We start from the raw sequence: 24,500 nt of genomic DNA on the forward strand, positions 1-24,500 counted from the left end.
AGCCATGAGTCTGGCCCCCTGGCTCGACGGCGAGCTCGGCTACCGCAGTTTCGGAACCCCGGGAGCCCCGCGGGCCGTGTTCGTCCTGCGCACGGGCGATATCGCGACCACCGATCCCGATGCCCGCGTCACCTCGGGTTTCGACGTGCGGATCGTCGCGGTCGGCCTCGATGCGCCCGAGCTCGAGGACCCACCGGTCTTCGGTGGGCAGACCCCGGCCGGGCTGACGGTCGAGGCGCTGAAGGCGTTGCTCGAACGCGAAGCGCCCGGGGCCACCGTGGGAGTCGTCGGCGAAAGGGCCGCCGGACCGATCGCCCTCTACCTCGCCGCGGCGATGGGTGGTGTCGTCGATCGGGTCGCGATCGTCGGCGTCGAGAGCCCCTCCGACCCGCTGAGCCGCGACCTGCGGACCCCCCTGCTCGACGACCTCGCGGCCGAGGTGCTCGTCGTCGTGGGCGGCGACGGCCCCGCGGGGCGAAGCGATGCGACGTGGTACGTCGATCGCCTCCGCGCGGGCACCGCCGAGGTCGTCCATCCCGATGAGATCGGCTCGGTCGACGGTCAGGTCACGCTGACGTCGGTGTGGTCACGCGTGTTGGCGCACGTCGCCCCGGGCGCCGAACGCCGCTGAGGCCCGCCCCTCAGCCGCGAGGGACGGCCTTGACCTGCACGACGTTGGATTCTTCATCGACCTCGACGTGGTCGGTCTGCGCCTTCAAGAAGTCCGAGAAGCTGCGGAACCCGAGCGCCTTCTCGCTGAACGAGGGGTCGAGGCGCTTCATCAGGTCCTTCACGGCCGAGGCGTGCAGCCACTCGCCGTCGGCGCGCTCCGCCTCGAGCTGCATGGCGCGCTCGAGCAGGTCGACCGCCGGATCCTTAGAGCGCTTGCGTGCGCGCGGCCGCGAGGGAGCGGCATCCTTCTTCGTCTCGGCGAGATTCGGGATGCCGGGGAGCGAGTCGTACGCGTCGAAGCGGTCGCACGCCGCGGCCAGGGACTTCGCCGTGGACCCGGCCACCCCGACCCCGACGACGTAGCGACCGAGCCGCTTGCAGCGCTGGGCGAGGGGAACGTAATCGCTGTCGCCGGCGACGATGACCACGTGCGACAGGTCGGGGAGGCGGAACATGTCCTCGACGGCATCCACCGCGAGTCGGATGTCGGCGCCGTTCTTGGCGTAGGCGGCGGCGGGGAACAACTGCACCAGGTCGACGGCGCGCGCGACGAGCTGCGAGCGGTACTCGGCATTCACCGGCGACGACCAGTCCGCGTAGGCCCGAGTGAGCACCAGGGTGCCGAAGGACGCGGCGTAGTCGATGACCGCGCCGACGTCGATGGTCGCCTTGGTCAGGCGCTCGGCGATGTCGGGATCGGTCGGGTTCTCGGCGATCTTCTGCCGGTCACGCGAGTAGGCGTTCCTCCCGTGCACACGGTCGTACCAGGACATGACGATGTTGTCGAAGTCGAGGTAGACGGCGACGCGGGCGGTCTGGGTGTCGGGCATACGTCCAGTCTGACCCGTCGCGCCCGCGACCGGGTAGCCCTCGCCCCTCACCGTTCGCCGGGGTAGACCACGCCGATCTGGCGGCGCACCTCGTCGAGCACGCCCATGATCGCCACGGTCTCGTCGATCGACAGGATGTCGTGGGAGTCCGCTCCGGCGGCGACGAAACGCTCGGCGGCCTGGGCCTGGAACTGCATGCCGCGCCCCGGGACCTCGGAGGTGAATTCCTCGATCACGTCTCCGTCGGGCGAGACGACGCGGAACGAGGTCGGGGTGTACCAGACGCGGTCGATCTCGATGCGGGCCTCGGTTCCGACGATCTGCGCGACGTTCATCCCCGCTCCGCGCGACGACGACACACTGGTCGACAGGGCACCGCCCGCGTGGACGAAGCTGGTCGCCACTTCGGCGTCACTGCCTGCGTCGGACAGACGAGCCAGGGCGGTGATGCGCTCCGGCAGGCCGAGGACGTCGATCGCGAACGAGATCGGGTAGATGCCAAGGTCGAGCAGGGCGCCCCCGCCCAGCGCCAGATCGTTGAGGCGGTGCGCCGGGTCGGTGGAGATCTTCTGGGTGTGGTCGGCCGACACGACGCGGATCTCGCCGAGGGTGCCCGCGGCGAGGATCTCGCGGATACGCACCATGTGCGGCAGGTATCGGGTCCACATCGCCTCCATGGAGAGGAGACCCTTCTCGGCCGCTTTGTCGCGGATGGCCGCCGCCTCGGCGGCGTTGAGGGTGAACGGCTTCTCGACCAGCACGTGCTTGCCGTTGTCGAGGGCGAGCAGGGCGTTCTCGAGGTGCGCGGGGTGCGGGGTCGCGATATAGACGATGTCGACGTCCGGATCGGCGACCAGTTCTTCGTACGAGCCGTGCGCGTGCGCGATGTCGTACTGTTCGGCGAAGGCCCGAGCGCTGTCGATGCGGCGGGAGCCGACGGCGGTGACGTCGAGGCCCGCGGTGCGCAGGTCGGAGGTGAAGGCGTGGGCGATGCCGCCCGTCGCGAGGATGCCCCAGTGCAGTCCGGTCATGCGCTCCACCGTAGCGGCGCCCGCCGACATCGGCGTCGCGCGAGTCTCGAAGGGCCCCGGATGCCGGCATCCCGTGTCTCATGATGCCGGCATCGTCCTAGGCTCGTCGCATGACGGCCGTCGAGCGCTTCCGCGAGCTCCTGTCCATCCCGACGGTGTCGCGTGTCGACCCGGCGGAGGTCGACGATTCGGCCTTCGAAGACTTCCACGCGGCTCTCGAACGGCTCTATCCGCTCGTCCACGCGCGTCTTGAGCGAGAGGTGGTCGAGGGACGGTCGCTGCTCTACCGCTGGGCGGGGGAGAGCCCCGTCGAGCCCCTGGTGCTCCTCGCCCACCAGGACGTGGTGCCCGTGGACGGGCAGGAGTGGGGGCATCCGCCTTTCGCCGCCGACCTCGTCGGTGAGGGAGCAGAGGCGACGATCCATGCGCGCGGCGCGATCGACGACAAGGGGGCGCTCGTCGCGATCCTCGAGGCGGTCGAGGGGGCACTGGCCGAGGGGATCACGCCGCGAACGGACGTGTGGCTCGCCTTCGGACACGACGAAGAGACGCGCGGCACCGGCGCCCGAGCGATAGCGGCGCTGCTGGCTGCGCGCGGCATCCGTCCCGCTCTGGTGCTCGACGAGGGGGGAGCGGTCGTCGAGGGCGCCGTCCCGGGGGTGGCTGCGCCCACGGCGATGATCGGTGTCGCCGAGCGCGGCGTCGCCACCTTCGACCTCGTGACCCGAGAGGCCGGCGGGCATGCCTCGACCCCGCCGCGCATGCCGGCGACGGCCCGATTGGCCCGCGCGATCGATCGCCTCCGCCGTCGCCCGTTCCCCCGACGACTTGTCCCGCCCGTCCGTGCCATGCTCGCCACGGCCGCATCGCACGCCGGGGAGCCCCTGGCGACGCTTTTCCGCCGCACGTCCGTGTCAGCGCCGGCCGTGACCGCGGCCCTGTCGCTCCTCGGTCCCGAGACCAATGCGCTCGTTCGGACCACGGCCGTCGTCACACGTCTCGAGGGCTCGGCGGGCGAGAACGTGCTCGCCACCTCGGCGCGCGCGAGCGTGAACGTGCGCCTGCTCACCGGCGACACGCTCGCCGATGTCTCGATCCACCTGCGCCGAGCGGTCGCCGACCCGCTCGTCGACATCGAGCTGCGCCACGGCGACGACCCCTCGCCGGTCTCGCCCTGGCAGGGGGAGGCGTGGAGACGGCTGTCCCGCGCCGTCACAGACACCCTCGGCGCGGACACCGTCCCCCTGCCGTATCTCCAGCTCGGGGCCAGCGACAGCCGCTTCTACACGGGTCTCACCGACGCGGTGTACCGGTTCGCGCCGTTCCACCTCACGAGGTCCGAACGCGACGCGTTGCACGCTCCCGACGAGCGCATCCGCGTCGAGGTGTGGCTGCGTGGCATCCGGTTCTATCGCGCGCTGATCGAGGGCTGACGCGGGCCGAGACGACCGCGTGCGGAGGACCGCGAGGCCGCCGTTCCGCGCCGAATGGGTGATTCTTCCTCCGCGGCGGGCGATTCTGCTGGCGTCGGTTATTCTCGTGTGACCGGTCACGCAACAGTGCGCGACCCGCAATGAGGCGGATGATGAGCGACACCGATACCCCGGAGGCCACGGGGCGTGCCCCGAGCATCCGCGACGTCGCCCGGCTCGCGGGAGTGTCGTACCAAACCGTCTCGCGGGTGATCAACAACAGCACTCAGCTCCGCCCCGAGACCGCGGCCAAGGTGCGCTCGGCGATCGCCGAGTTGAAGTTCGTCCCCAATCAGGCCGCGCGCGCCCTCGCCACGAGCCGCTCGCGCCTGATCGGTGTGCTGGGACCGCGAGCGACGACCCACGGCACCTCGGCGATGGTGCAGGCGATCGAGTCGGCGGCGCGGTCCGCCGGGTACCGCCTCACCCTCACGAACCTCGCCACCAGCGCCCCCGACGACGTGCGCTCCTCGATCGACCACCTCATGCAGCAGTCCATCGAGGGACTCATCGCCGTCGCACCGCAGACGCGGGTGGTGCCGATCCTCGACGAGCTCAAGCTGCCCGTTCCGGTGCAGATCGTCACCTCGACCGGCACCTCGACGACCCGCAACGACCAGAGCGCCGGGGCGCGAGCGGCCGTCCGCCACCTCATCGAGCTCGGGCATTCGCGGATCCTTCACATCGCGGGTCCGCGCGACTGGGTCGAGGCCGATCACCGCATGCGCGGGTATCTCGCCGAGATGGATGCCAACGACCTCTCGCCGCGTCCCCCCATCCTGGGCGACTGGACGGCGCAGTTCGGATTCGAGGCGGGCCTCGAGCTGCTGCGGACGGAGGATGCCACCGCGGTCTTCGCGGGCAACGACCATATGGCGCTCGGCTTCATGCATGCCGTCCGGGCCATAGGTCGCTCGGTGCCGGAGGACCTCTCGGTGGTCGGCTTCGACGACGTGCCCGAATCCGCCCACCTCTGGCCGCCGCTGACCACCGTCCGACAGGACTTCGTGGGTATTGGCACGCGTGCCGTCACCGACCTGCTGGCATCGCTCGGCGAGAGCGGTGACGACGGAGGCGTGGTCGAACCCGACCACCTCCGCCTCATCGTGAGGTCGTCGACGGCCCCGCCGCGGTCCTGATCCGCGACGCGCTCACGTCACGTTTCGGCAACGGCTGGACTTCGAGCGCGTCGGGACTTGACAGTCGTGCCGTGCTTGGAGGTAGCATCGCTCACACAATGTGAACGGTCACATGACCGGGTCACACGGCCGACGGGACTCGCTGCGGAGCGGATCCGTCGAGACGAAGACGTTTCGAACGACGCGGGTTGACCGCCTCGCCGAGGGCCTTTCGTTTCGCCCCCGAGACCGTGCGCCCGACCTGCGCCGTCAGCACTGCCCGCGGTGTGCTCCAGGGGGAGCGCCGCGACAAACACCCAATGGAGGGAACCAGAGTGAAGAAGCACAGCATGCTCAAGGCGATCGCGGGAGCGGGCGTCCTCGCGCTCGGCATCGGTCTCGCCGGTTGCGCCGGTGACCGTACCGGCGCCGGCAGCGGAGACTCGCAGGAGGCTGGCGGCACCATCGGTGTGGCCATGCCGACCCAGCAGTCGGAGCGATGGATCGCCGACGGCAACAACGTCAAGTCGCAGCTCGAAGAGCTCGGCTACCAGGTCGACCTGCAGTACGCGAACGACGACATCCCCACCCAGGTCTCGCAGATCGAGAACATGATCACCACGGGCGCCAAGGCCCTGATCGTCGCCTCGATCGACGGCACCACGCTCACCGACGTGCTGCAGCAGGCCAAGGACGCGAACATCCCCGTCATCGCGTACGACCGCCTCATCAACGGCACCGAGAACGTCGACTACTACACGACGTTCGACAACTACAAGGTCGGCGTCCAGCAGGCCACCTCGCTCCTGACCGGCCTCGGCGTCCTCGACGCCTCGGGCAAGGAGACCGGCGCCGCCGGCCCCTTCAACGTCGAGCTGTTCGCCGGTAGCCCCGACGACAACAACGCCACGTTCTTCTGGAACGGCGCGATGGACACCCTCAAGCCCTACATGGACAAGGGTGTGCTGAAGGTTCCCTCCGGCCAGACCGAGTTCGGCCAGGCGGCCATCCTCCGCTGGCTGCCCGAGACGGCGCAGAAGCGCATGGAGAACATCCTCACCGTCATCGGCGGCACCAAGCTCAACGGTGTGCTCTCGCCCTACGACGGTCTGTCGATCGGCATCATCTCGGCCCTCACCTCGGGTGGCTACTCGGCCAGCGACCTCCCCGTCATCACGGGTCAGGACGCCGAGGCCGGCTCGATCAAGTCGATCATCGCGGGCGAGCAGTACTCGACGATCTTCAAGGACACGCGCGAGCTCGCCAAGCAGGCCGTGACCATGGTCGACGACATCCGCAAGGGCGAGAAGCCCGAGGTCAACGACGAGAAGACCTACGACAACGGCAAGAAGGTCGTTCCCTCGTACCTCCTGCAGTCGACGATCGTCACCAAGGACAACTACAAGGAAGTCCTCATCGACAGCGGTTACTACACCGAGGCCGACCTGAAGTAATCCCCCGGAGGGGCTCCCCGTCCCTCCGCCCCGCCTCCGCCGCGGCCCCCCGGGTCGCGGCGGAGGCTCCTGCGGGTCCGCGGCATCCCGCGCCCGCCCCACATTCCGACCGGCCACGCGCCGGTTCTGCAAGGAGGACCTCGTGAGCACCATCCTCGAGATGCGCTCGATCACCAAGGAGTTCCCCGGCGTCATCGCGCTCGCCGACGTGTCACTGACCGTCGAGCGCGGGACGGTTCACGCCATCTGCGGTGAGAACGGCGCCGGCAAGTCCACCCTCATGAAGGTGCTCAGCGGTGTGTATCCCGCGGGCGACTACCGCGGCGAGATCGTCTTCGACGGCAACACCGTCGAGTTCAAGGACATCCGCGACAGCGAAGCGGCCGGCATCGTCATCATCCACCAGGAGCTCGCCCTGAGCCCCTACCTCTCGATCGCCGAGAACATCTTCCTCGGCAACGAGATCACGCACCGCGGTCTCATCGACTGGGACGCCACGAACCGCGAAGCGGCCAAGCTCCTCGCCCGCGTGGGCCTGGGCGACAGCCCCGACGTTCCCGTCAACGAGATCGGCGTCGGCAAGCAGCAGCTCGTCGAGATCGCCAAGGCGCTGTCGAAGGACGTCAAGCTCCTCATCCTCGATGAGCCGACCGCGGCGCTCAACGACGACGACTCCGAGCACCTGCTGGATCTGATCCGCCACCTGCGCGGCCAGAACATCACGTGCATCATCATCAGCCACAAGCTCAACGAGATCCGCGCGATCGCCGACGAGGTCACGATCATCCGTGACGGTCGCACGATCGAGACGCTCGATGTGGCCACGGGCGGCACCAGCGAAGACCGCATCATCCGCGGAATGGTGGGCCGCGAGCTCGAGAACCGCTACCCCGACCGCGACGTCGAGATCGGCGACGAGGTCCTGCGCATCGAGGATTGGAACGTCAGCCACCCCACCGACGCGAACCGCACCGTCATCCACCAGGCCAACCTGAACGTGCGCGCGGGCGAGGTCGTCGGCATCGCCGGCCTGATGGGCGCCGGACGCACCGAGCTCGCGATGAGCGTGTTCGGCAAGAGCTTCGGCTCGAAGATCTCGGGCAACGTCTACATCCGCGGTCAGAAGGCCGACACCTCGACGGTGCCCGCCGCGATCCGTAGCGGTCTCGCCTACGTGACCGAGGACCGCAAGGGCGCCGGTCTCAACCTGATCGACACGATCAAGCGCAACATCTCGCTCGCCGGGATGCGCAAGCTCGTCAAGGGCGGTTGGGTCGACGGCGACGAGGAGTACCTGGTCGCCAACCGCTACCGCAAGTCGATGAACATCAAGGCGCCCAGCGTCGATGTCGTCGTCGGCAAGCTCTCGGGCGGCAACCAGCAGAAGGTCGTGCTGTCGCAGTGGCTGTACTCCGACCCGGAGGTGCTCATCCTCGACGAGCCGACCCGCGGCATCGACGTCGGCGCCAAGTACGAGATCTACACGATCATCAACTCCCTCGCGGCGCAGGGGAAGGGGGTGCTGGTCATCTCTTCGGAGCTGCCGGAGCTCCTCGGCATCTGCGACCGCATCTACACCCTCAGCGAAGGCCACATCACCGGCCAGCTGCCCATCGAAGAGGCCACTCCCGAGGCACTCATGGTGCTCATGACGAAGGAAAAGGAAGCCGACCATGTCAGCGCTTGACAACACCGTGACCCCCCAGGGTCCCGCCACGCCGAAGGGCCCCGTCGGCGGCGCCGCCGGCAGCGGTGCCGGCGGCATCGTGCAGTTCTTCACGTCGCGTCTGCGCGAGATCGGCATCTTCATCGCGCTGATCGTGATCGTGCTGCTCTTCCAGGCGTTGACCGGCGGCCGTCTGCTCACCGCAGGCAACGTGTCGAACATCATCGTCCAGAACAGCTACATCCTGATCCTCGCGATCGGCATGGTGATGATCATCATCGCCGGCCACATCGACCTGTCGGTCGGATCGGTCGCCGCCTTCGTCGGTGCCGTCTCGGGTGTGCTCATCGTGCAGTGGGGTCTGCCCTGGTGGCTCGGCATCGTCCTCTCGCTGCTCCTCGGTGCCGTGGTCGGCATGTGGCAGGGCTTCTGGGTCGCCTACATTGGCATCCCCGCGTTCATCGTGACCCTCGCGGGCATGCTCCTCTTCCGCGGTCTGACGCAGATGACCCTGGGCAACACGCAGATCACGCCGTTCCCGACCGAGTACCGCGCTCTCGGTGGCGGATACTTGTTCCCCGACCTGTTCCCGGCGGCGACCTCGCCCGCAGAGTGGATCACGGTCGCCCTCGGCGCCCTGACCCTCGTCCTCTTCGTCGTGTCGCAGGTTCGCCAGCGTGCGAAGCGCGCCGCGCTCGAGCTGCAGAACGAGCCGCAGGTGGCGTTCCTGGTCAAGGTCATCGGTGGCGGCGCGCTGATCGCCTACCTCACCTACCTGCTCGGTGTGGCTCCCGGATCGCGCGGCACGCCCATCGTGCTCGTCGTCCTGGCGCTGCTCATCATCGGCTACTCGACGGTCATGAGCCGCAGCGTCTTCGGCCGCCACATCTACGCCCTCGGCGGCAACCGCACCGCCGCGAAGCTCTCGGGTATCAACACCCGTCGCGTGGACTTCATGCTCTTCGTGAACATGGGTGTCCTCGCGGCTCTCGCCGGCATCGTCTTCACGGGTCGCCTGAACTCGGCCGGCCCGGGTGCCGGTAACCTCTTCGAGCTCGACGCGATCGCCGCCTCGTTCATCGGTGGAGCGGCCGTCCAGGGTGGTGTCGGCCGCGTGGTCGGCGCGATCGCCGGTGGTCTGGTCATGGGTGTGCTCAACAACGGCATGTCGCTGATGGGCATCTCGACCGACGTGCAGCAGTTCATCAAGGGCCTCGTGCTCCTGCTGGCCGTGGCCTTCGACGTGTGGAACAAGAACCGCACGCGCGGTTGATCCACGCTCTTTCGTCGAACGCCCCGTCGCCTCGTGCGGCGGGGCGTTCGTTCGTGCGCGGCCGCTGCCCGCGCGAGGGGTCGTTTCGTGTCGCCGAGGATCGCCCTCGGCGACCGGAACCGACCCTTCACGCGGATCTTTCGGGATAACCCGAAAGCGCGCGGGGGCTGACCGGGCGGCGCCGGCGCGGGGCCCACCTCTAGCGTGGAACCCATGACCACGGCATCCGTTCTTCCGCCTCCTCCGCCGACGCCCGCGCCCGTCGCCGGCGCTCCCGTTCCGAGGGTGGACCAGCCCCTCGCGCCGCGGGTGCGCATCGCCTCGCCCGGTCGCATCGCCGGTGCGGTGGTGCATCTCGCCGCGCTCGGCGTCATCGGCCCCGGCATCCTGGGAACCCTGTTCGGGCTCTTCGGCGCCGGCGTGGGGCTGCTCGCCGCCCTCTTCATCGGGGTGATCGCCCTGGTCGCCCTCGTCTACGCGCTCTTCGCGATCGCATGGTTCGAACGCGCCCGTCTCGACGGCCTCTACCGCCTGGGTCTGCCGCCCCTGCGTCCCCGCCACAGCCCGCGCACCGGGTTCACCGGCGTCGCGCACACCATCTGGTTGCAGGCCATCGATCCGGGTCAGTGGCGGGCGGTGGCATCGTTCACCATCGCGACGATCCTGGGTCTCGCCACGCTCGGCGTCGCCGGGCTCACCTCGTGGGGGCTGGGTCTGATGATCAGCCCGATCTTCGGGTGGTCCCACCCGCGTCTGCTCGGTTTCGTGCCCCTGCAGGGAGTGGCAGCTCCCCTCGTGGGTCTGCTCGTCTTCGTCGCCTCGCTCGCGGCGATCGTGGGCCTAGCGGTGCTCCACGGGGTCATCTCGCGCGCGATCCTCGTCCCCTCCCGCGAGGCGCAGCTCGAAGAGCAGGCCCGCACCTCCGACACGCGCCGCGCCGGGGCCGTCCGGGCGGCCGAGGTCGAACGCACCCGTATCGAGCGCGACCTGCACGACGGAGTCCAGCCGCGGCTCGTCTCGATCGGCATGACGCTGGGCCTGGCGCAGACCAAGATCGACGACGATCCCGAGGCCGCGAAGGCCCTCGTCGCCGAGGCGCACGCCTCGACCAAATCGGCCATCACCGAGCTGCGGCAGCTGGCTCGCGGCATCCATGCCTCGGTCCTGGACGATCGGGGACTCGATGCCGCCCTCTCGGCGCTCGCGTCACGATCTCACATCCCGGTGACACTCGATGTGCGAGTGCCGCGGCGGTGCTCGCGTCCGGCCGAGGCGGCGGTGTACTTCGTGATCGCCGAGGCGCTGACGAACGCGGCGAAGCACTCCCGGGCGACCGGATGCCGTGTCCACGTTCGACTGCGGGATGACGGGACCCTGTGGGCCCGGGTCGAGGACGACGGCCTCGGCGGGGCGCGGATCGTGCCCGGTGGCGGCCTCGACGGCATCGTCAACCGGGTCACCGCGGCCGGCGGCACCGCCCGCATCGACAGCCCGCAGGGCGGGCCGACCACGGTGGAGGTGAGCGTCCCGTGCGCATCCTGATCTGCGAGGACTCGGTCCTGCTGCGCGAGGGGCTCGTGCGCCTGCTCGCGGACGACGGCCACGAGGTGGTCGCGGCGCTGCCCGATGCCGAGGGCCTCGAGGCCGCGGTCACGGAGACCACCCCCGACCTGTGCATCCTCGACGTACGTCTGCCGCCGACCTGGACCGACGAGGGCATCCGTGCTGCGATCGCGCTGAGGTCCCGGCATCCCGGTCTCTCGGTCCTCGTCCTGTCGCAGTACGTCGAGGAGCAGTACGCGAGCGACCTGATCGCCGACGGGCAGGGCTCGCTCGGGTACCTGCTCAAGGACCGGGTCGCCGACGTGCGCGACTTCCTCGACACGGTGGCCCGCATCGCCGGGGGAGCGACCGTGCTCGACCCCGAGGTCGTCGGCCAGCTGCTGGCGCGGCGCCGCCGCGACGAGCGGCTGCAGAGCCTCACCGAGCGCGAACGCTCCGTGCTCTCGCTGATCGCCGAGGGGCGCTCGAATCAGGCGATCGCCCAGGCGCTGTTCGTCTCAGAGGCCAGCGTCGAGAAGTACATCACCGCCATCTTCACCAAGCTCGGACTCGAGCAGGACGAGACCGGCAACCGCCGCGTCATCGCCGCCCTCGTGCACCTGGGCCACGACCACACCGGAGCCACCTCATGACCTCGCCGACCCCTCTCACGCCGCCGACCGCGCCCTCTCGTCACGGGGTTCCCTTCTTCGTCTCGCTCGCCACGATCGTCGTCGGGGCATGCGTGCTCGCGGGCACGGTCATCGGGACGGGCGTGACCGCGGCCGCGACGCTGCGCGACAGCGGGTCGGGGTACGCGATGAGTGAGACCGCGACCGACGGACTCACCGATCTCGACGTCGATGTGGCGGGCGGTTCGCTCACCATCGCGTACGGCGACGTCTCGGAGGCGCAGCTCGACGTCGGGAGCGGGGCGGACGGGTGGACGTTCGAACGGAAGGGCAGCACCCTGCGGGTGAGCTCTCCGCAGACGAACTTCGTCGGCTGGTCGAACGGCGCCGGATCCGCCACCCTGGTGCTGCCCCGGGCCTCCGCCACGACGAACCTCGACGCGCGGATCCAGGTCGCCGGCGGCGCCCTGTCGGTCGACGCCGACTTCGGGTCGTTGAACGTGCAACTCGCCGGAGGTGACGTGGATCTCGCCGGAGACGTCCGCACCCTCGACGTGTCGGTCTCGGGCGGGTCGGCGTCGGGGACCCTCACGGGGGTGGGGGACGCGACCTTCGAGGTCGCCGGCGGCAGCCTCGCCTCGACGCTGGCGGGAGACGCCCCCGCGCGCACCAGGATCACGGTCACCGCCGGCTCCGCCGACATCACCCTGCCCGACGAGGAGTACAACGTCACCACCGACAGCGGTCTCGGTCGGATCGACAACCGCCTGCGCACCTCGTCGTCGGCGACGGCGGTCGTGGACGTCGAAGCGTCTCTGGGGCAGGTGTCGCTGCGGTCGTGACGACCGCGCGAGGGGTCATGATCTGTCGCCGACGGACCGTTCGGGTGACAGATTCCGACCCCTCGCGCCGCTCGTGACGGCGATCGCCGCGAGCACCAGCACGATGCCCCCCACCTGCGGCACAGCGAGCGACTCGCCGCCCACCGCCACCCCGAGCAGTACCCCGGTCACGGGGTTCAGCAATCCGATGAGCCCCACGGTGCCCGCGGGCAGGTGACGCAGTCCGGTGAACCAGCACACGAACGCCAGTGCCGTCGCGATGACCGCGATGCCGACGGAGGCCAGCAGGCCCGCGGCATCCACTCGGGGTGGTCGGCCCTCGACCATCGCCGCCACCGCGACCAGGGCGACACCCCCGGCGGTCAGCTGCCACGAGGTGGTCGCGAGCAGGGGCGTCTCGTCCCTCCAGCGGGTGGTGAGGATCGCTCCCAGCGACGACGCCAGCAGTGCGATCACGGATGCCACGACCCCCGCGACCGGGATCGTTCCGGTGCCGAGCCCCACCACCGACAGCACGCCGACGAGACCCAGGAGCGCGCCGACGGCCCATCGCGCCGTGGGCCGTTGCGAGAGCAGGGGCCAGGCGAGCCCCGCGAGAGCCAGGGGGGCCAGCGCCATGATCGACGCGGCGATCGAGGACGGCAGCAATTGCGCCGCGATGTAGACGAGCACGAAGAAGGCGCCGAAGTTCAGCAGACCGAGAACGGGCGCCTTCCACCACCAATCGCCGCGCGGACGACGGCGCGCGAGCGCCCAGAGCAACAGGCCGGCGGGGAGGGCCCGCAGTGCGGCTCCCCACAGCGGAGCGTCGGCGGGCAGCAGGTGTCGGGTCACCACGTAGGTCGCGCCCCAGGCCACAGGAGCGACGGCGGTGATCGCGACGAGACGCCACTTATCTTCCATGGAAGACAGTCTAGCTTCCGTGGAAGATAGAATGGGGAAATGGATGCCGACCACGTCGACGAGATCGTCCAGCACTGGGCCGCCGAACGCCCCGACGTCGACGCCTCACCCATGCAGGTCGTCGGTCGGCTGAGCCGCATCGCCGCTCACCTCGACGCGGAGTTGCTCGAGGTCTTCCGCCGGTTCGGCCTGGGCGAGGGGGAGTTCGACATCCTCGCGACCCTCCGCCGCGGCGGCGAGCCGTTCGCGCGCACGCCGGGTGAGCTGGCGCGTCACACGATGGTGACCACGGGCGCGGTGACGAAACGCGTCGACCGGCTCGTGGCATCCGGTCTCGTGTCCCGGAGCGCCAGCGACGACGACGGGCGCGGACGCGTGATCTCGCTCACCGCGAAAGGCCGCCGGGTCATCGACGAGGCCGTCGTCGCCCACCTGACCAATGAGGAGCGGCTCTTGTCCGGGCTCGACGCCGATCAGCGACGCACGCTCGAGGCGCTGCTGCGAGAGTGGGGACGGGCGCTCGGCGTCTGACCCCTCGTGCGCCTCGACGGATTCTGTCGCCTCCCGGCCCCGGAAGCGACAGAAGACGGCGGATCAGGCGCTCTTGAGCGCCTTGGCGATACGCTGCGGCGACACGGGCTCTGCCGTGCCGAGGCGCTGAGCGAACAGGCTGACGCGCAGCTCTTCGAGCAGCCAGCGCGTCTGCACGAGGTTCGCCGTCGCATCGGCGGGAAGCGGAACCGCGCCCCCAGCCTCGACGAAGCCCGTGGCCGCGCGCTCGTACTCGGTCATGCGCTGGCGATCGCGACCGGGGTTGTCGGACAGCGTCTTCACCCGCTCCAGCGCTCCGGCGAGATAGCGCGGGAGGTGCTGCAGGCGCGCGAGGCCCGTACGCGAAAGGAATCCCGGGAAGATCAGGCCCTTCACCTGCCCGCGCACGTCGTTCAGCGCGCCCAGCAGCGTGATCGACGAGGCGTCCTTCATCGCGCGGTCGACCTCGCGTTGCGCGAGCAGGATCCTCGCCGCGAGCGACACCGTCTGGAAGGTGCGGTCGACGGATGCCGTGGAGAAGGCGTCGCGCACGCGTTCAAAATCCGCCTTCGTGCGCACGACGCCGCTCGGCGCCTCGCGCAGCAGGACGTCGTCGGCGAGGGCCACGCGCGCATCCTCGATGAGCGCCTTGGCGTTCTGGTACGGCGAGGCAGCCAGCGCGAGCTTCTCGTTCGCGGTGAGGTGGTCGAGCACGTAGGTCGCGGGGGAGGGGACGGCCAGCAGCAGGAGACGCCGGATGCCGGCCCGCGTGTGCCGCGCCGCGTCTTCGGGGGTCGCCTCCACGCGCAGGGCCACGCTGTCGCCCTCATCGACCAGGGCGGGGTAGCCGCGCACGACGCCACCGGCGACGGGGGTGTCGACGACTTCGGTGAGTTCGTCGAGATCCCAGGTCGTCAGCTTCGAGCGCGACGCGAAAGCGGGGGAGGCCTCGGCGACTTTCGCGGCTCTCTGCGCCGGGCGGGCGATCGTCGACTCGACGCTGGACCGGGCCTTGTCGGCGAGACGGCGCTGCAGGGTCGCCAGGTCGCGGTCGCTGCCGATCGCGCGGCCGCGGGCATCCACGGCGCGGAACGACGGCGTGAGGTGGCCGGGAACCCGCTCGAGCTCGAAGTCGGCGGCGCTCACCCGCTGGTTCGCCACGCGCTGCACGAGGGCGGCGAGGGCGTCGACGAGCGTCGTCTTCGGCAGGCCGTTCGCGTGCTCGGGGCCCTTCTCGGCGAGTTCGGCCGAGAATTTCTCCGCCCAGTCGGCGGCGGGCACGACGTTGCGGCGGATCGTCTTCGGCAGCGCGCGCAGCAGAGCGGTGACCAGCTCGTCGCGCATGCCGGGGACCTGCCAGTCGAACCCGTCGGGCCGCAGCTGCGCGAGCAGGGGCAGCGGCACGACCACCGTCACGCCGTCATCGGGGGCTCCCGGCTCGAAGCGGTACGCGAGGTTGAGCGTCTGATCGCCCTGGCGCCAGCGCGCGGGGAAGGCCCGGTCGTCGCCCTGGGCGCGGTCGCCGGTGAGGTCGGACTCGCGCAGGTCGAGCAGGTACGGGGTGCGGTTCGAAGCGTCTTTCCACCACGTCTCGAACGAGCGCACGTCAGTGACGTCGGCCGGGATGCGGGAGGTGTAGAACGCGAACACGGCTTCGTCACCGATGAGGATGTCGCGGCGACGCTCGCGCTCCTCGATCTTCTCGAGCAGGCGGCGCTGCTCCTGGTTGCGGCGGAGGAACGCGGTGAGGCGCTTGTCGAGCACCGACGGGTCCCACTCGCCCTCGACCAGCGCGTGGCGCACGAACATCTCGCGCGCGAGCGGCCGGTCGAAGCGCGCGAGCTGCACCCGGCGACGCCCGACGAGCTCGACCCCGAAGAGGGTGACCTTCTCGTAGGCGGCGGCGGAGCCGGCATCCTTCGACCAGTGCGGCTCGCTCAGCGAGCGCTTGACCAGGTCGGGGGCGAGATCCTCCGCCCACGCCGGGTCGACGGCGGCGACCGTGCGGGCGAACAGGCGCGAGGTCTCGACGAGCTCGGCGGCCATGACGGCCGAGGGGCGCTTCTTCTTCAGCCCCGAGCCCGGGAAGATCGCGAACCGCGCCCCGCGCGCGCCGATGTACTCGCCCTTAGTGGGGCGGGCATCACCCGGCGCCTTGCGGTCTTTGGCCTGCGCCATGGTTCGGGGATCCAGGATGCCGAGGTGCGACAGCAACCCGGAGAGGATCGCGCGGTGGATCGCGTCGCCGGCGGCGTGCCCCTCGGGGGCGGCGTTCCGGTCGGCGGCTGTCGAACCATGTCCCGATTTTCGCGCTGCATGTCCCGAATTGTGCGGCCTGGAGGGGTCTGAACCAGCCGAAAGTGGGACATGGTTTCTCGAGCGCCCGCCGCGACGGCCTCCGTCGCCGGAGTCCCGCGCGCCGCCGTCGCCCGACCCACGCGCGCCGCCCTCGCCCGACCCGCGCTCGCCGCCGAGCGATCGGAGCTGCCGGTGCACGTCCATCCACTCGCGCACGCGCACGTAGTTGAGGTGCTCGCTGCGGCACAGGCGCCGGAACGCGCTCGAGCCCAGCTCGGCCTGCTTCTCCTGCAGGTAGTCCCACAGGTTCAGCAGAGAGAGGAAGTCGCTGGTGGGATCGGTGAACCGCGCGTGGAAGCGGTCCGCCTCTTCGCGGCGCTCCTCGGGCCGTTCGCGCACGTCCTGGATCGACATGCCCGACACGATCGCGAGCACCTCGGGCTGCACGTCGTTCCGGCGCGCCTCGATGAGCATGCGGGCGAAGCGCGGGTCGATCGGCAGGCGCGCGATCTCGCGGCCGATCTCGGTGAGGCGGGGGCCGTCCTCGCGCGGACCCCGTCCGCCGCGGTGCCGGGACGGGTCGCCGTCGCCGCGGACGTCGCGCTCGCGTGAGGTGTCGGCACCGCGCGTGCCGGGGGCGGGCAGCTTCACCGCGCCGAGCTCGACGAGCAGGTCGAACGCGGCCTTCACGCCCCGCGAGTCGGGCGGGGTGAGGAACGGGAAGGCCTGGATGTCGCCGAAGCCGAGCGACAGCATCTGGAGGATGACGGATGCCAGCGAGGTGCGCAGGATCTCGGGCTCGGTGTACTCGGGGCGACGCGTGAAGTCGTCTTCGGAGTAGAGCCGGATCGCGATACCGGGCGAGGTGCGCCCCGCTCGCCCCGAGCGCTGCTGCGCCGACGCCTGCGACACGGCCTCGATCGGCAGGCGCTGGATCTTCGACCGGTTGCTGTAGCGCGAGATGCGGGCGGTTCCGGTGTCGACGACGTACCGGATGCCGGGGACGGTGAGACTCGTCTCGGCGACGTTCGTGGCGAGGATGACGCGGCGACGCACGCCCGCGACGCTCGAGCGCTCGAACACGCGGTGCTGTTCAGCCGCGGACAGGCGCCCGTACAGGGGCAGGACCTCGGTGGGGGAGGTGTCCTTCTGGTACGCCCCGCGGATGGCATCCGCCGCATCGCGGATCTCGGCCTCTCCGGGGAAGAAGACGAGCACGTCGCCCGGGGCCTCGCGATCGAGCTCGCGGAGAGCAGCGACGACGGCTCCGACCTCGTCGACGTCGTCGTCGGCACGGCCGGGCTTCGCCGCGGGCCGGGCCGAACTCCGGACTTTCTGCGGGCCCGCCCCGGCGCGGCCGCGGGATGGCGGGCCGTCGAGGTCGTCGGCATCCGAATTCTCAGGAGTTTCGCCCGCCTCGTCGTCGCCGCTCACCGGCCGATAGCGGATCTCGACCGGGTAGGTGCGCCCCGACACCTCGATGACGGGGGCGGGCACCGGCTCACCGCCGGGCTCGGTGGGGGCCGCGGCGAAGTGGCGCGCGAAGCTCTCGGGGTCGATGGTCGCCGAGGTGACGATGACCTTGAGGTCGGGGCGCTTCGGCAGGATGCGGCGCAGGTAGCCGAGCAGGAAGTCGATGTTGAGCGAGCGCTCGTGCGCCTCGTCGACGATGATCGTGTCGTAGCGGCGCAGCAGTCGGTCGCGGTGGATCTCGTTGAGCAGGATGCCGTCGGTGACCAGCGCCACGCGCGTGTCGGCCGACACCTTGTCGGTGAAGCGCACCTTGTAGCCGACGGTCGAGCCGAGGGGAACCTGCATCTCGTCGGCGATGCGCTCGGCGATCGTGCGCGCGGCGATGCGGCGCGGCTGCGTGTGAGCGATCGAGGTGCGGCCCAGTTCGAGGCAGATCTTGGGCAGCTGCGTGGTCTTGCCCGAGCCGGTGGCCCCGGCGACGATCACGACCTGGTGGTCGCGGATCGCGCGCGCGATCTCGTCCCGCGCGGCGCTGACGGGCAGCTCGGGCGGGTAGACGATGACGGGTTCGACAGACACAGCCTTCCAGCGTATCGCCCACCCATCGCGCGAGTCGCCAATTTCCGTCGCTTGGGGCTGCTCGAAGCGACATTTCCTGGCGACTCGCGCGAGGGGCCACTTCCTGTCGCCTGGCCCGTGCCGGGGCGACACAAAGCGACTCCTCAGGGGGGAGCGCCTACGGCATCGACGCCTTCTGCTCGACGATCCGCCGGGCCGCGGCATCCACCTTCGCGGCGAACGCGGGGTCGCTCTCGGCGCGCGACAGCACCGCCTGGTGCATGTCGGGGTACACCGAGGGGTCGGCCGAGACCAGCAGCAGGTCGACCCCGGCGTCCACGGCGAGGGTGGCGCGATCGGCCGGAGACCAGGGCTGCACCTGGCGCGCCGCCGACAGGTCGTCGACGGTGATCACGCCGTCGAACCCGACGCGGTCGCGCAGCACGTCCACCACCGCGGGTGAGAACGCGGCGGGCGCGCTCGGGTCGATCCGGGCGTAGATCGCGGTCGACATCATGACGATCGCGTCCCCTTGGGGCAGGACGCTCGCGTACACGCCCACGTCTGCGCCGTCGGCGGTGACCGTGTCGTCGGTGACGCCCGTGCGGGTGTCGGTGTTCTCGTCGACGTGCCCCAGGCCCGGGAAGTGCTTGAGCGTGGGCATCACGCCGCCGTCGCGCATGCCGGCGGCGAACGCGCCGACCTTGGCGGCGACAGTGGTCTCGTCGTAGCCGTACTCGCGCGCGAGCGCGCCGATCGGAGGATTGGATGCCGCGAACTCCGGGCTCGTGACGATGTCGGCGACCGGAGCGAGGTTCATGTTCACCCCCGATTGCGCGAGTTGCGTGCTCCAGGTCGCGGCGGAGGAACGCAGGGCCGCGTCGGTCTGGGCGGCCTGCTCGACGGCCGAGGGGATGCGGTCGAAGCCCGGACCCTTCAGCACCTGGACGGTGCCGCCCTCCTGGTCGGTGGCGACCCACAGCTGCGGAGCGGCCGCGCCGACGGTGGAGGTGAACTGCCCGATCAGGTCTGCGGTGGCCTGGGTGCCGGCATCCGACCTTCCGTGCAGGAAGATCCCGCCCACGTGATCGTCGCGCACGGCGGCGAGGGTCGTGGGGTTGGCGCCCTCCACCGACGTGCCGACCATGAACATCTGGCCGACCTTGTCCTGCAGGCTCATCCCCGCGAGGGGATCCGGGGTCGCGGTGGGCGTCGGCGTCGGGGACGGAGAGGGGGATGCCGTCGGCGCGGGCGCCGCGGCCGGGGCGCACGCGGTGAGGGTCAGGGCCGCGAGCAGGAGGAGGGTCGTCGAGCACGTGGCGGTTTTCACCCCTCGATCGTCGCCGATGACTCTGGACGGTCCCCGGGTCTTGACGCTGATCCGCGCGCGGCGATCACCCGTTGCCGGCGGAGCAGGTGGCCTGGTTTGCCTTCGTTCCGCTGACGTTGCTCGGCAGTTCGACGACGCCCGGCGCGGCGCTGGAGTCCGTGGCATCCGGTGCGGGGGTGCTCGCCTCGGGGGCGGGCTCGCTCGGCGCGGGGGTCGGGGCCGAGGGGTCGGTGATAACTCCGCCGTTGGCTCCCTCTTCGCCGGTCAGTTGCAGAGGGGCGTTGGTGTCGAGCGCCTCCCACAGGGTTGCGGCCGACGCCTGGTCGGGGATCACGTGGTTGTTGTCCGCGGGGTCGTCGACCACCGGGAACTGCACGAACGTGATGTCGCTGAACGGCACGTCCTTGAGGGTGTAGGCCAGCTGAGCGATGCGGATCGGGTCGGCGAGGCTCTCGCTCGGTTCGATGTTGTTCACCGCGGTGTTGGCGAGCCCGATGAGGGTGCCGGGGTTCGAGAGCACCTCGTCGCTGCGCAGCTTGTTGATCAGCCGCGAGAGGTACTGCTGCTGGTTTCCGATGCGGGCGAGGTCGCTGCCGTCGCCGATGCCCTTGCGTGTGCGCAGGAACGCCAGGGCATCGTAGCCCTTGACGACGCGCGGGCCCGGCTCCCAGTCGATCCCCGCGTCGGGGTCGTCGATGCCGTCGCCGCCGATGCAGACCTCCACGCCGCCGATGGCGTCGGTGATGTTGACGACGTTTCCGAAGCTCACCTTCGCGGCGAACGGGATGCTCTGTCCGCTCAGCTCCGAGACCGTGTCTGCGACGCAGGTCAGTCCGCCGGCTTCGTACGCGGAGTTAATCGGGGCCTTGTACGACGCCGACGAGGTCGAGCCGTCGGCTCCCGTGCACTCCGGGATGCCGATCTGCAGATCGCGGGGGAACGAGACGACGGTAACGCGACGGGGGTTCGTCGAGACGTGCACGAGCATGTTGACGTCGTTGCGGGTGCCCTCGTTGCCCGGGTCGGAGCAGCGCGCGCCGAAAGCCGCCTTCACCTGGTCGTCGCACTCGTCGGTACCGACGACGAGCACCGCGAAGGGTTCGTTGTAGGCGCTCAGCGCGGGCGGTTCGGCCGGGGCGTCCTTGAGGGGAACGGCGGCGTCTTGCAGACGCTGCGACAGCGAGAACGCGTAGAACCCTCCGACCGCCACGGCCGCGACGAGCACGACGGTCACGGCGATGGCGACGAGCTTCGCTCCCCGACGCCAGGCCGAGGAGGGGTCGCGTCGAGCGTGCCGGGTGGGAGGCTGCGGCGTCATTTCGGTAGTCAACCACGCCGGGGTGCGAGAAGGCGGGGGATAAAGGACTCGACCCGCGCGTCAACCCCGAGAACCCTTCGAGACACCGCTCCTAGGCTCTTCTCATGACCGTTCCTTCAGTTCAGCTCAACGACGGAAACTCCATCCCCCAGCTCGGCTACGGCGTGTTCCTCGTGCCCGCCGACGACGCCGAGCGTGCCGTGTCCGAGGCCCTCGAGGTGGGCTACCGCCACATCGACACCGCCGCGATCTACAAGAACGAAGAGGGTGTCGGCCGCGCGATCGCGGCCAGCGGCATCCCTCGTGACGAGCTCTTCATCACCACCAAGCTCTGGAACGACCGCCACGACGGCGACGAGCCGCTCGCCGCGATCGACGAGAGCCTGCAGAAGCTCCAGCTCGACGCCGTCGACCTGTACCTCATCCACTGGCCGACGCCGAAGAACGACAACTACGTCCACGCGTGGCAGAAGATGATCGAGATCCGCGAGGCCGGCAAGGCCCGCTCGATCGGCGTCTCGAACTTTCTCGTGCCGCACCTCGACCGCATCGTCACCGAGACCGGTGTGACCCCCGTGGTCGACCAGATCGAGCTGCACCCCGCCCTCAGCCAGCGCGAGATCGCGACCTGGGGCCAGGAGCACGACATGCACATCGAGTCGTGGGGCCCGCTCGGCCAGGGCAAGTACGACCTGTTCGAGCTCCCCGCGGTGAAGGATGCCGCCGAAGCCCACGGCAAGAGCCCCGCTCAGGCCGTGCTGCGCTGGCACATCCAGCACGGGTTCATCGTGTTCCCCAAGTCGGTGCGCCGCGAGCGCCTCGAGGAGAACTTCGACCTGTTCGACTTCGAGCTCACGGCCGACGAGATGGCCGCGATCGACGCGGTCGACCCGGGCGACGGCTCGGGCCGCGTGGGCACGCACCCCGACGACCTCAACTGAGGTCGGCGCACCCGCGCGCATGAACCGCCTCGCGAACGCCTCGAGCCCCTACTTGCGGGCCCACGCCGACAATCCCGTCGCGTGGTTCCCCTGGGGGGCCGAGGCGTTCGCGCTCGCGGCCGAGAGAGACGTCCCCGTGATGGTCTCGATCGGGTACAGCACCTGTCACTGGTGTCATGTGATGGCGCGCGAGTCGTTCCAAGACCCCGAGACCGCTGCCGAACTCAACGCCGGCTTCGTGTCGATCAAAGTCGATCGCGAGGAGCATCCCGACGTCGACGCCGCCTATCTCGACGCGGCATCCGCCTTCACCCCGCACCTCGGGTGGCCCCTGACGGTCTTCGCCTCGCCCGAGGGGCGCGTTTTCTACGCCGGCACCTACTTCCCGCCGGCCCCGCGCCCTCCCCAGCCCTCGTTTCGTCAGGTGCTCGCCGCGGTCCGCGAGGCGTGGACCGAACGCCGGAACGAAGTGGATGCCACGGGCTCCTCCCTCCGCGAGGCTCTGGCCGCCGCCGCCACCGCAGCGGCAGACGCTCCTCCCTCCCTCGAGCAACTCGCCGCCGCGGCGCGGACCGTCGTGGCCCGCGAGGACCGCGAGTACTCCGGCTTCGCCGCCGGGCCCGCGTTCGAGACCCCGAAGTTCCCGAACACTCCCGTTCTGCGCTTCCTGCAGCACCCGGCTCTGACGGCGGATGCTCCGGATGCCGCTGACGTGGCATCCCGCGCCCTCTCCGCCATGGCCCGCTCCGACCTGCACGACCTGGTCGAGGGGGGCTTCTTCCGCTACGCCACCCGCCGCGACTGGAGTGTGCCGCACTACGAGCGCATGCTCACCGACAACGCGGGTCTCGTCGAGGTGGCGCTCGCCGCGGGCGACGACGCCGTCGCCACCGATGCCGCGCGGTTCCTCGTCGACGTGCTGCAGCTGCCCTCGGGCGGAATCGCCGCAGCCCAGGACTCCGAGTCGGTGATCGACGGGGTCCGCACCGAGGGCGGGTACTACCGCGCCTCCGATCGCTCGGGGCTGCAGCCTCCGGCGCTCGACGCGAAGGTCGTCACCGGCTGGAACGGACACGCGATCGCCGCTCTCGCCGCCGCCGGAACCCGCACCGACCCGCGCTTCCTCGAGGCGGCCCGGTGGGCCGCCGACGCCGTGCTCGAGAGCAACGTCGCCGACGACGGAACCCTCCGACGGGCTTCGCTCGACGAGGTCCGCTCTGCAGCCCCGGCGACGCTGGAGGACTACGGCGGTCTTGCTCGAGGCCTTCTGGCGCTCGCTCGCGCGACCGGCGAGGTCGCCTACGCGTCGCGGGCTCGGGCGTTGGTCGATCTGTGCCTCGGCGCAGACGGCATCCATCCTCCGGGCGGCGGCGACCCCGTGCTCGTCGCTCAGGGCATGCAGTCGCACGCCGTGCCCACCGACGGCGCCTCGCCCTCGGGCCCGTCGGTGTTCGCCGCGGCCGCTCTCGACCTCTGGCGCCTCGGGGCGGGGGAGTCGTACCGCACCGCGGCCGAGACGCTCGTGCGCGCCGCCGCCGATGCCGCGCTGGCGTCGCCGCTGGCGCACGGAGCGATCCTCGAGGTCGCCCTCGGCCTGGCGTCGGCCCCGCGCCAGCTTGTCGTGGTGGGCGAGACGGATGCCGAGATCGCGGAGGCCGCGCGCCGCGTCGCGGCCGATGTCGTGGCGGTGGTGTCGCCCGCGCAGGCTCTCGCCTTCGCCGAGGCCGGGTTCACGCTGTTCGAGGGCAAGGTCGCACTCGGCGGCGAGGCGACGGCGTACGACTGCCGCGCCTTCGCCTGCGCGCTGCCGACGACGGATGCGGGGCGGCTGGGCTGAGGGCGGTCACTCCAACAGATGCCGCAGGTACCTCCCCGGCGACTCGAGGAACCCGCGCTGCAGCCGCACCAGCTCCAGGTCTTCCCAGGCGCTCTCGCGGATGCCCCAGTCGCCCAGCTCGAGGATCGTCGCCCCGGGCAACGCGGCCAGCACGGGGGAGTGGGTGGCGCAGATCACCTGGGTGCCGCGGGAGCGCATGCGGTCGAGGGAGGCGAGCCAGCGCAGCGTCGATGAGAACGACAGCGCCGCCTCGGGCTCGTCGAGGCAGGCGAGGCCCGAGACATAGTGCGGGTGGTCGAGCGTCTCGTCGAGCAAGGCGTTGAAGGACTCGCCGTGGCTCATCGTGTGCAGGCTCGGGGCCGGGCCGTCCAGGTCGTCCCTCCAGCTGTAGTAGCCGTGCATCGTCTCGGCCCGCAGGAAGAACCCCCACCGCGGGGCGCGCGGGCTCCGCTCGATGCGCAGCCACTCGCCGAGCGGACTCTCGGTTCGCCGAGTCTCGCCGCCGCCGTTGGTCGAGCCGCCCTCGGCCGGCAGGCCGGCCGCCTCGGCGATGCCCTCGATGAGCGTCGACTTGCCCGACCCGTTCTCACCGACGAGGAAGGTCACGCCGGGCCCGAACTCCCATCCCTCGCCGCTCGCCACCTCGAGGAACTGCGCGACCGCGGGAACGGTGGCCGGCCACGCGGCGGGGTTCACGGCGGCATCGCTGAACGCCTTGACCCGCTGCACCGGCCGCGGATCGTTCAGCCACTCATCCCCGCGGGTCATCGCCCCCACCC

The 24,500-nt window shown here is 70.5% G+C and carries 19 protein-coding genes; 12 read left to right on the forward strand and 7 right to left on the reverse strand.

Annotated elements, in window-relative coordinates; all coding sequences use genetic code 11:
- The first annotated feature begins 4 nt into the window (after window positions 1–4).
- The gene (locus tag BLS25_RS15025; RefSeq protein WP_074696748.1) at window positions 5–631 is read left to right on the forward strand and encodes a hypothetical protein; all 627 of its coding nucleotides are present in this window, start codon (window positions 5–7) and stop codon (window positions 629–631) included.
- Window positions 632–641: 10 nt separating this feature from the next.
- Here the strand turns inward: BLS25_RS15025 and BLS25_RS15030 are convergent, their stop codons facing one another.
- Window positions 642–1,502 carry an NYN domain-containing protein gene (locus BLS25_RS15030; RefSeq protein WP_074696750.1) on the reverse strand — a complete coding sequence of 287 codons (861 nt, stop codon included), beginning with the start codon at window positions 1,500–1,502 and terminating at the stop codon, window positions 642–644.
- Window positions 1,503–1,549: 47 nt separating this feature from the next.
- Window positions 1,550–2,533 carry a Gfo/Idh/MocA family protein gene (locus tag BLS25_RS15035; RefSeq protein WP_074696752.1) on the reverse strand — a complete coding sequence of 328 codons (984 nt, stop codon included), beginning with the start codon at window positions 2,531–2,533 and terminating at the stop codon, window positions 1,550–1,552.
- 110 nt (window positions 2,534–2,643) lie between these two features.
- Here BLS25_RS15035 and BLS25_RS15040 point away from each other — a divergent pair, with 110 nt between their 5' ends.
- From BLS25_RS15040 to BLS25_RS15075, 8 genes are all read left to right on the forward strand, one after another.
- The gene (locus BLS25_RS15040) at window positions 2,644–3,966 is read left to right on the forward strand and encodes a M20/M25/M40 family metallo-hydrolase (protein ID WP_074696754.1); all 1,323 of its coding nucleotides are present in this window, start codon (window positions 2,644–2,646) and stop codon (window positions 3,964–3,966) included.
- Between the two features lie 152 nt (window positions 3,967–4,118).
- Window positions 4,119–5,144, forward strand: a complete 1,026-nt coding sequence (locus BLS25_RS15045) for a LacI family DNA-binding transcriptional regulator (RefSeq protein ID WP_074696849.1) — start codon at window positions 4,119–4,121, stop codon at window positions 5,142–5,144.
- A gap of 329 nt (window positions 5,145–5,473) precedes the next feature.
- Window positions 5,474–6,577: a multiple monosaccharide ABC transporter substrate-binding protein gene (gene chvE / locus BLS25_RS15050; RefSeq protein ID WP_081349887.1), complete on the forward strand. Its 1,104-nt coding sequence runs from the start codon at window positions 5,474–5,476 to the stop codon at window positions 6,575–6,577.
- Between the two features lie 160 nt (window positions 6,578–6,737).
- Window positions 6,738–8,264, forward strand: coding sequence for a multiple monosaccharide ABC transporter ATP-binding protein (gene mmsA / locus BLS25_RS15055; protein ID WP_056229786.1), 1,527 nt, complete (start codon window positions 6,738–6,740; stop codon window positions 8,262–8,264).
- Window positions 8,251–9,516 carry a multiple monosaccharide ABC transporter permease gene (gene mmsB, locus BLS25_RS15060; RefSeq protein WP_176786392.1) on the forward strand — a complete coding sequence of 422 codons (1,266 nt, stop codon included), beginning with the start codon at window positions 8,251–8,253 and terminating at the stop codon, window positions 9,514–9,516. Before mmsA ends, mmsB begins: the two co-directional genes overlap by 14 nt.
- 213 nt (window positions 9,517–9,729) lie before the next feature.
- Window positions 9,730–11,058: a sensor histidine kinase gene (locus BLS25_RS15065; RefSeq protein WP_081349880.1), complete on the forward strand. Its 1,329-nt coding sequence runs from the start codon at window positions 9,730–9,732 to the stop codon at window positions 11,056–11,058.
- The gene (locus tag BLS25_RS15070) at window positions 11,046–11,711 is read left to right on the forward strand and encodes a LuxR C-terminal-related transcriptional regulator (protein WP_074696756.1); all 666 of its coding nucleotides are present in this window, start codon (window positions 11,046–11,048) and stop codon (window positions 11,709–11,711) included. The genes BLS25_RS15065 and BLS25_RS15070 overlap by 13 nt, the downstream gene beginning before the upstream one ends.
- Entirely contained in the window at window positions 11,708–12,532 is an 825-nt protein-coding gene (locus BLS25_RS15075) for a hypothetical protein (RefSeq protein ID WP_074696758.1), read from the forward strand. The genes BLS25_RS15070 and BLS25_RS15075 overlap by 4 nt, the downstream gene beginning before the upstream one ends.
- A gap of 15 nt (window positions 12,533–12,547) precedes the next feature.
- Here BLS25_RS15075 and BLS25_RS15080 read toward each other — a convergent pair whose 3' ends face one another.
- Complete coding sequence (locus BLS25_RS15080; protein ID WP_074696760.1) at window positions 12,548–13,435, reverse strand: DMT family transporter; 888 nt, start codon at window positions 13,433–13,435, stop codon at window positions 12,548–12,550.
- 39 nt (window positions 13,436–13,474) lie between these two features.
- Here BLS25_RS15080 and BLS25_RS15085 point away from each other — a divergent pair, with 39 nt between their 5' ends.
- Window positions 13,475–13,966, forward strand: coding sequence for a MarR family winged helix-turn-helix transcriptional regulator (locus BLS25_RS15085; RefSeq protein WP_074696762.1), 492 nt, complete (start codon window positions 13,475–13,477; stop codon window positions 13,964–13,966).
- Window positions 13,967–14,029: 63 nt separating this feature from the next.
- Here the strand turns inward: BLS25_RS15085 and BLS25_RS15090 are convergent, their stop codons facing one another.
- From BLS25_RS15090 to BLS25_RS15100, 3 genes are all read right to left on the reverse strand, one after another.
- Complete coding sequence (locus BLS25_RS15090; RefSeq protein WP_074696764.1) at window positions 14,030–18,316, reverse strand: DUF3418 domain-containing protein; 4,287 nt, start codon at window positions 18,314–18,316, stop codon at window positions 14,030–14,032.
- A 157-nt stretch (window positions 18,317–18,473) separates the two neighbouring features.
- A complete protein-coding gene (locus tag BLS25_RS15095) occupies window positions 18,474–19,625 on the reverse strand; it encodes a glycoside hydrolase family 3 N-terminal domain-containing protein (protein ID WP_143017972.1) in 1,152 nt (383 codons plus the stop codon).
- A gap of 64 nt (window positions 19,626–19,689) precedes the next feature.
- Window positions 19,690–20,943 (reverse strand): LCP family protein, encoded by a 1,254-nt coding sequence (locus BLS25_RS15100; protein WP_074696766.1) that lies wholly within the window; start codon window positions 20,941–20,943, stop codon window positions 19,690–19,692.
- Between the two features lie 104 nt (window positions 20,944–21,047).
- On the opposite strand from BLS25_RS15100, the gene BLS25_RS15105 reads away from it, so the two are divergent.
- Entirely contained in the window at window positions 21,048–21,884 is an 837-nt protein-coding gene (locus BLS25_RS15105; RefSeq protein WP_074696768.1) for an aldo/keto reductase, read from the forward strand.
- Between the two features lie 19 nt (window positions 21,885–21,903).
- The gene (locus BLS25_RS15110) at window positions 21,904–23,721 is read left to right on the forward strand and encodes a thioredoxin domain-containing protein (protein ID WP_074696770.1); all 1,818 of its coding nucleotides are present in this window, start codon (window positions 21,904–21,906) and stop codon (window positions 23,719–23,721) included.
- Window positions 23,722–23,727: 6 nt separating this feature from the next.
- Here BLS25_RS15110 and BLS25_RS15115 read toward each other — a convergent pair whose 3' ends face one another.
- Window positions 23,728–24,489, reverse strand: a complete 762-nt coding sequence (locus BLS25_RS15115; protein ID WP_056228721.1) for an AAA family ATPase — start codon at window positions 24,487–24,489, stop codon at window positions 23,728–23,730.
- Window positions 24,490–24,500 lie beyond the last annotated feature (11 nt).

It is taken from the genome of Microbacterium testaceum StLB037 (assembly GCF_900104345.1).
Lineage (GTDB): Bacteria > Actinomycetota > Actinomycetes > Actinomycetales > Microbacteriaceae > Microbacterium > Microbacterium testaceum_A.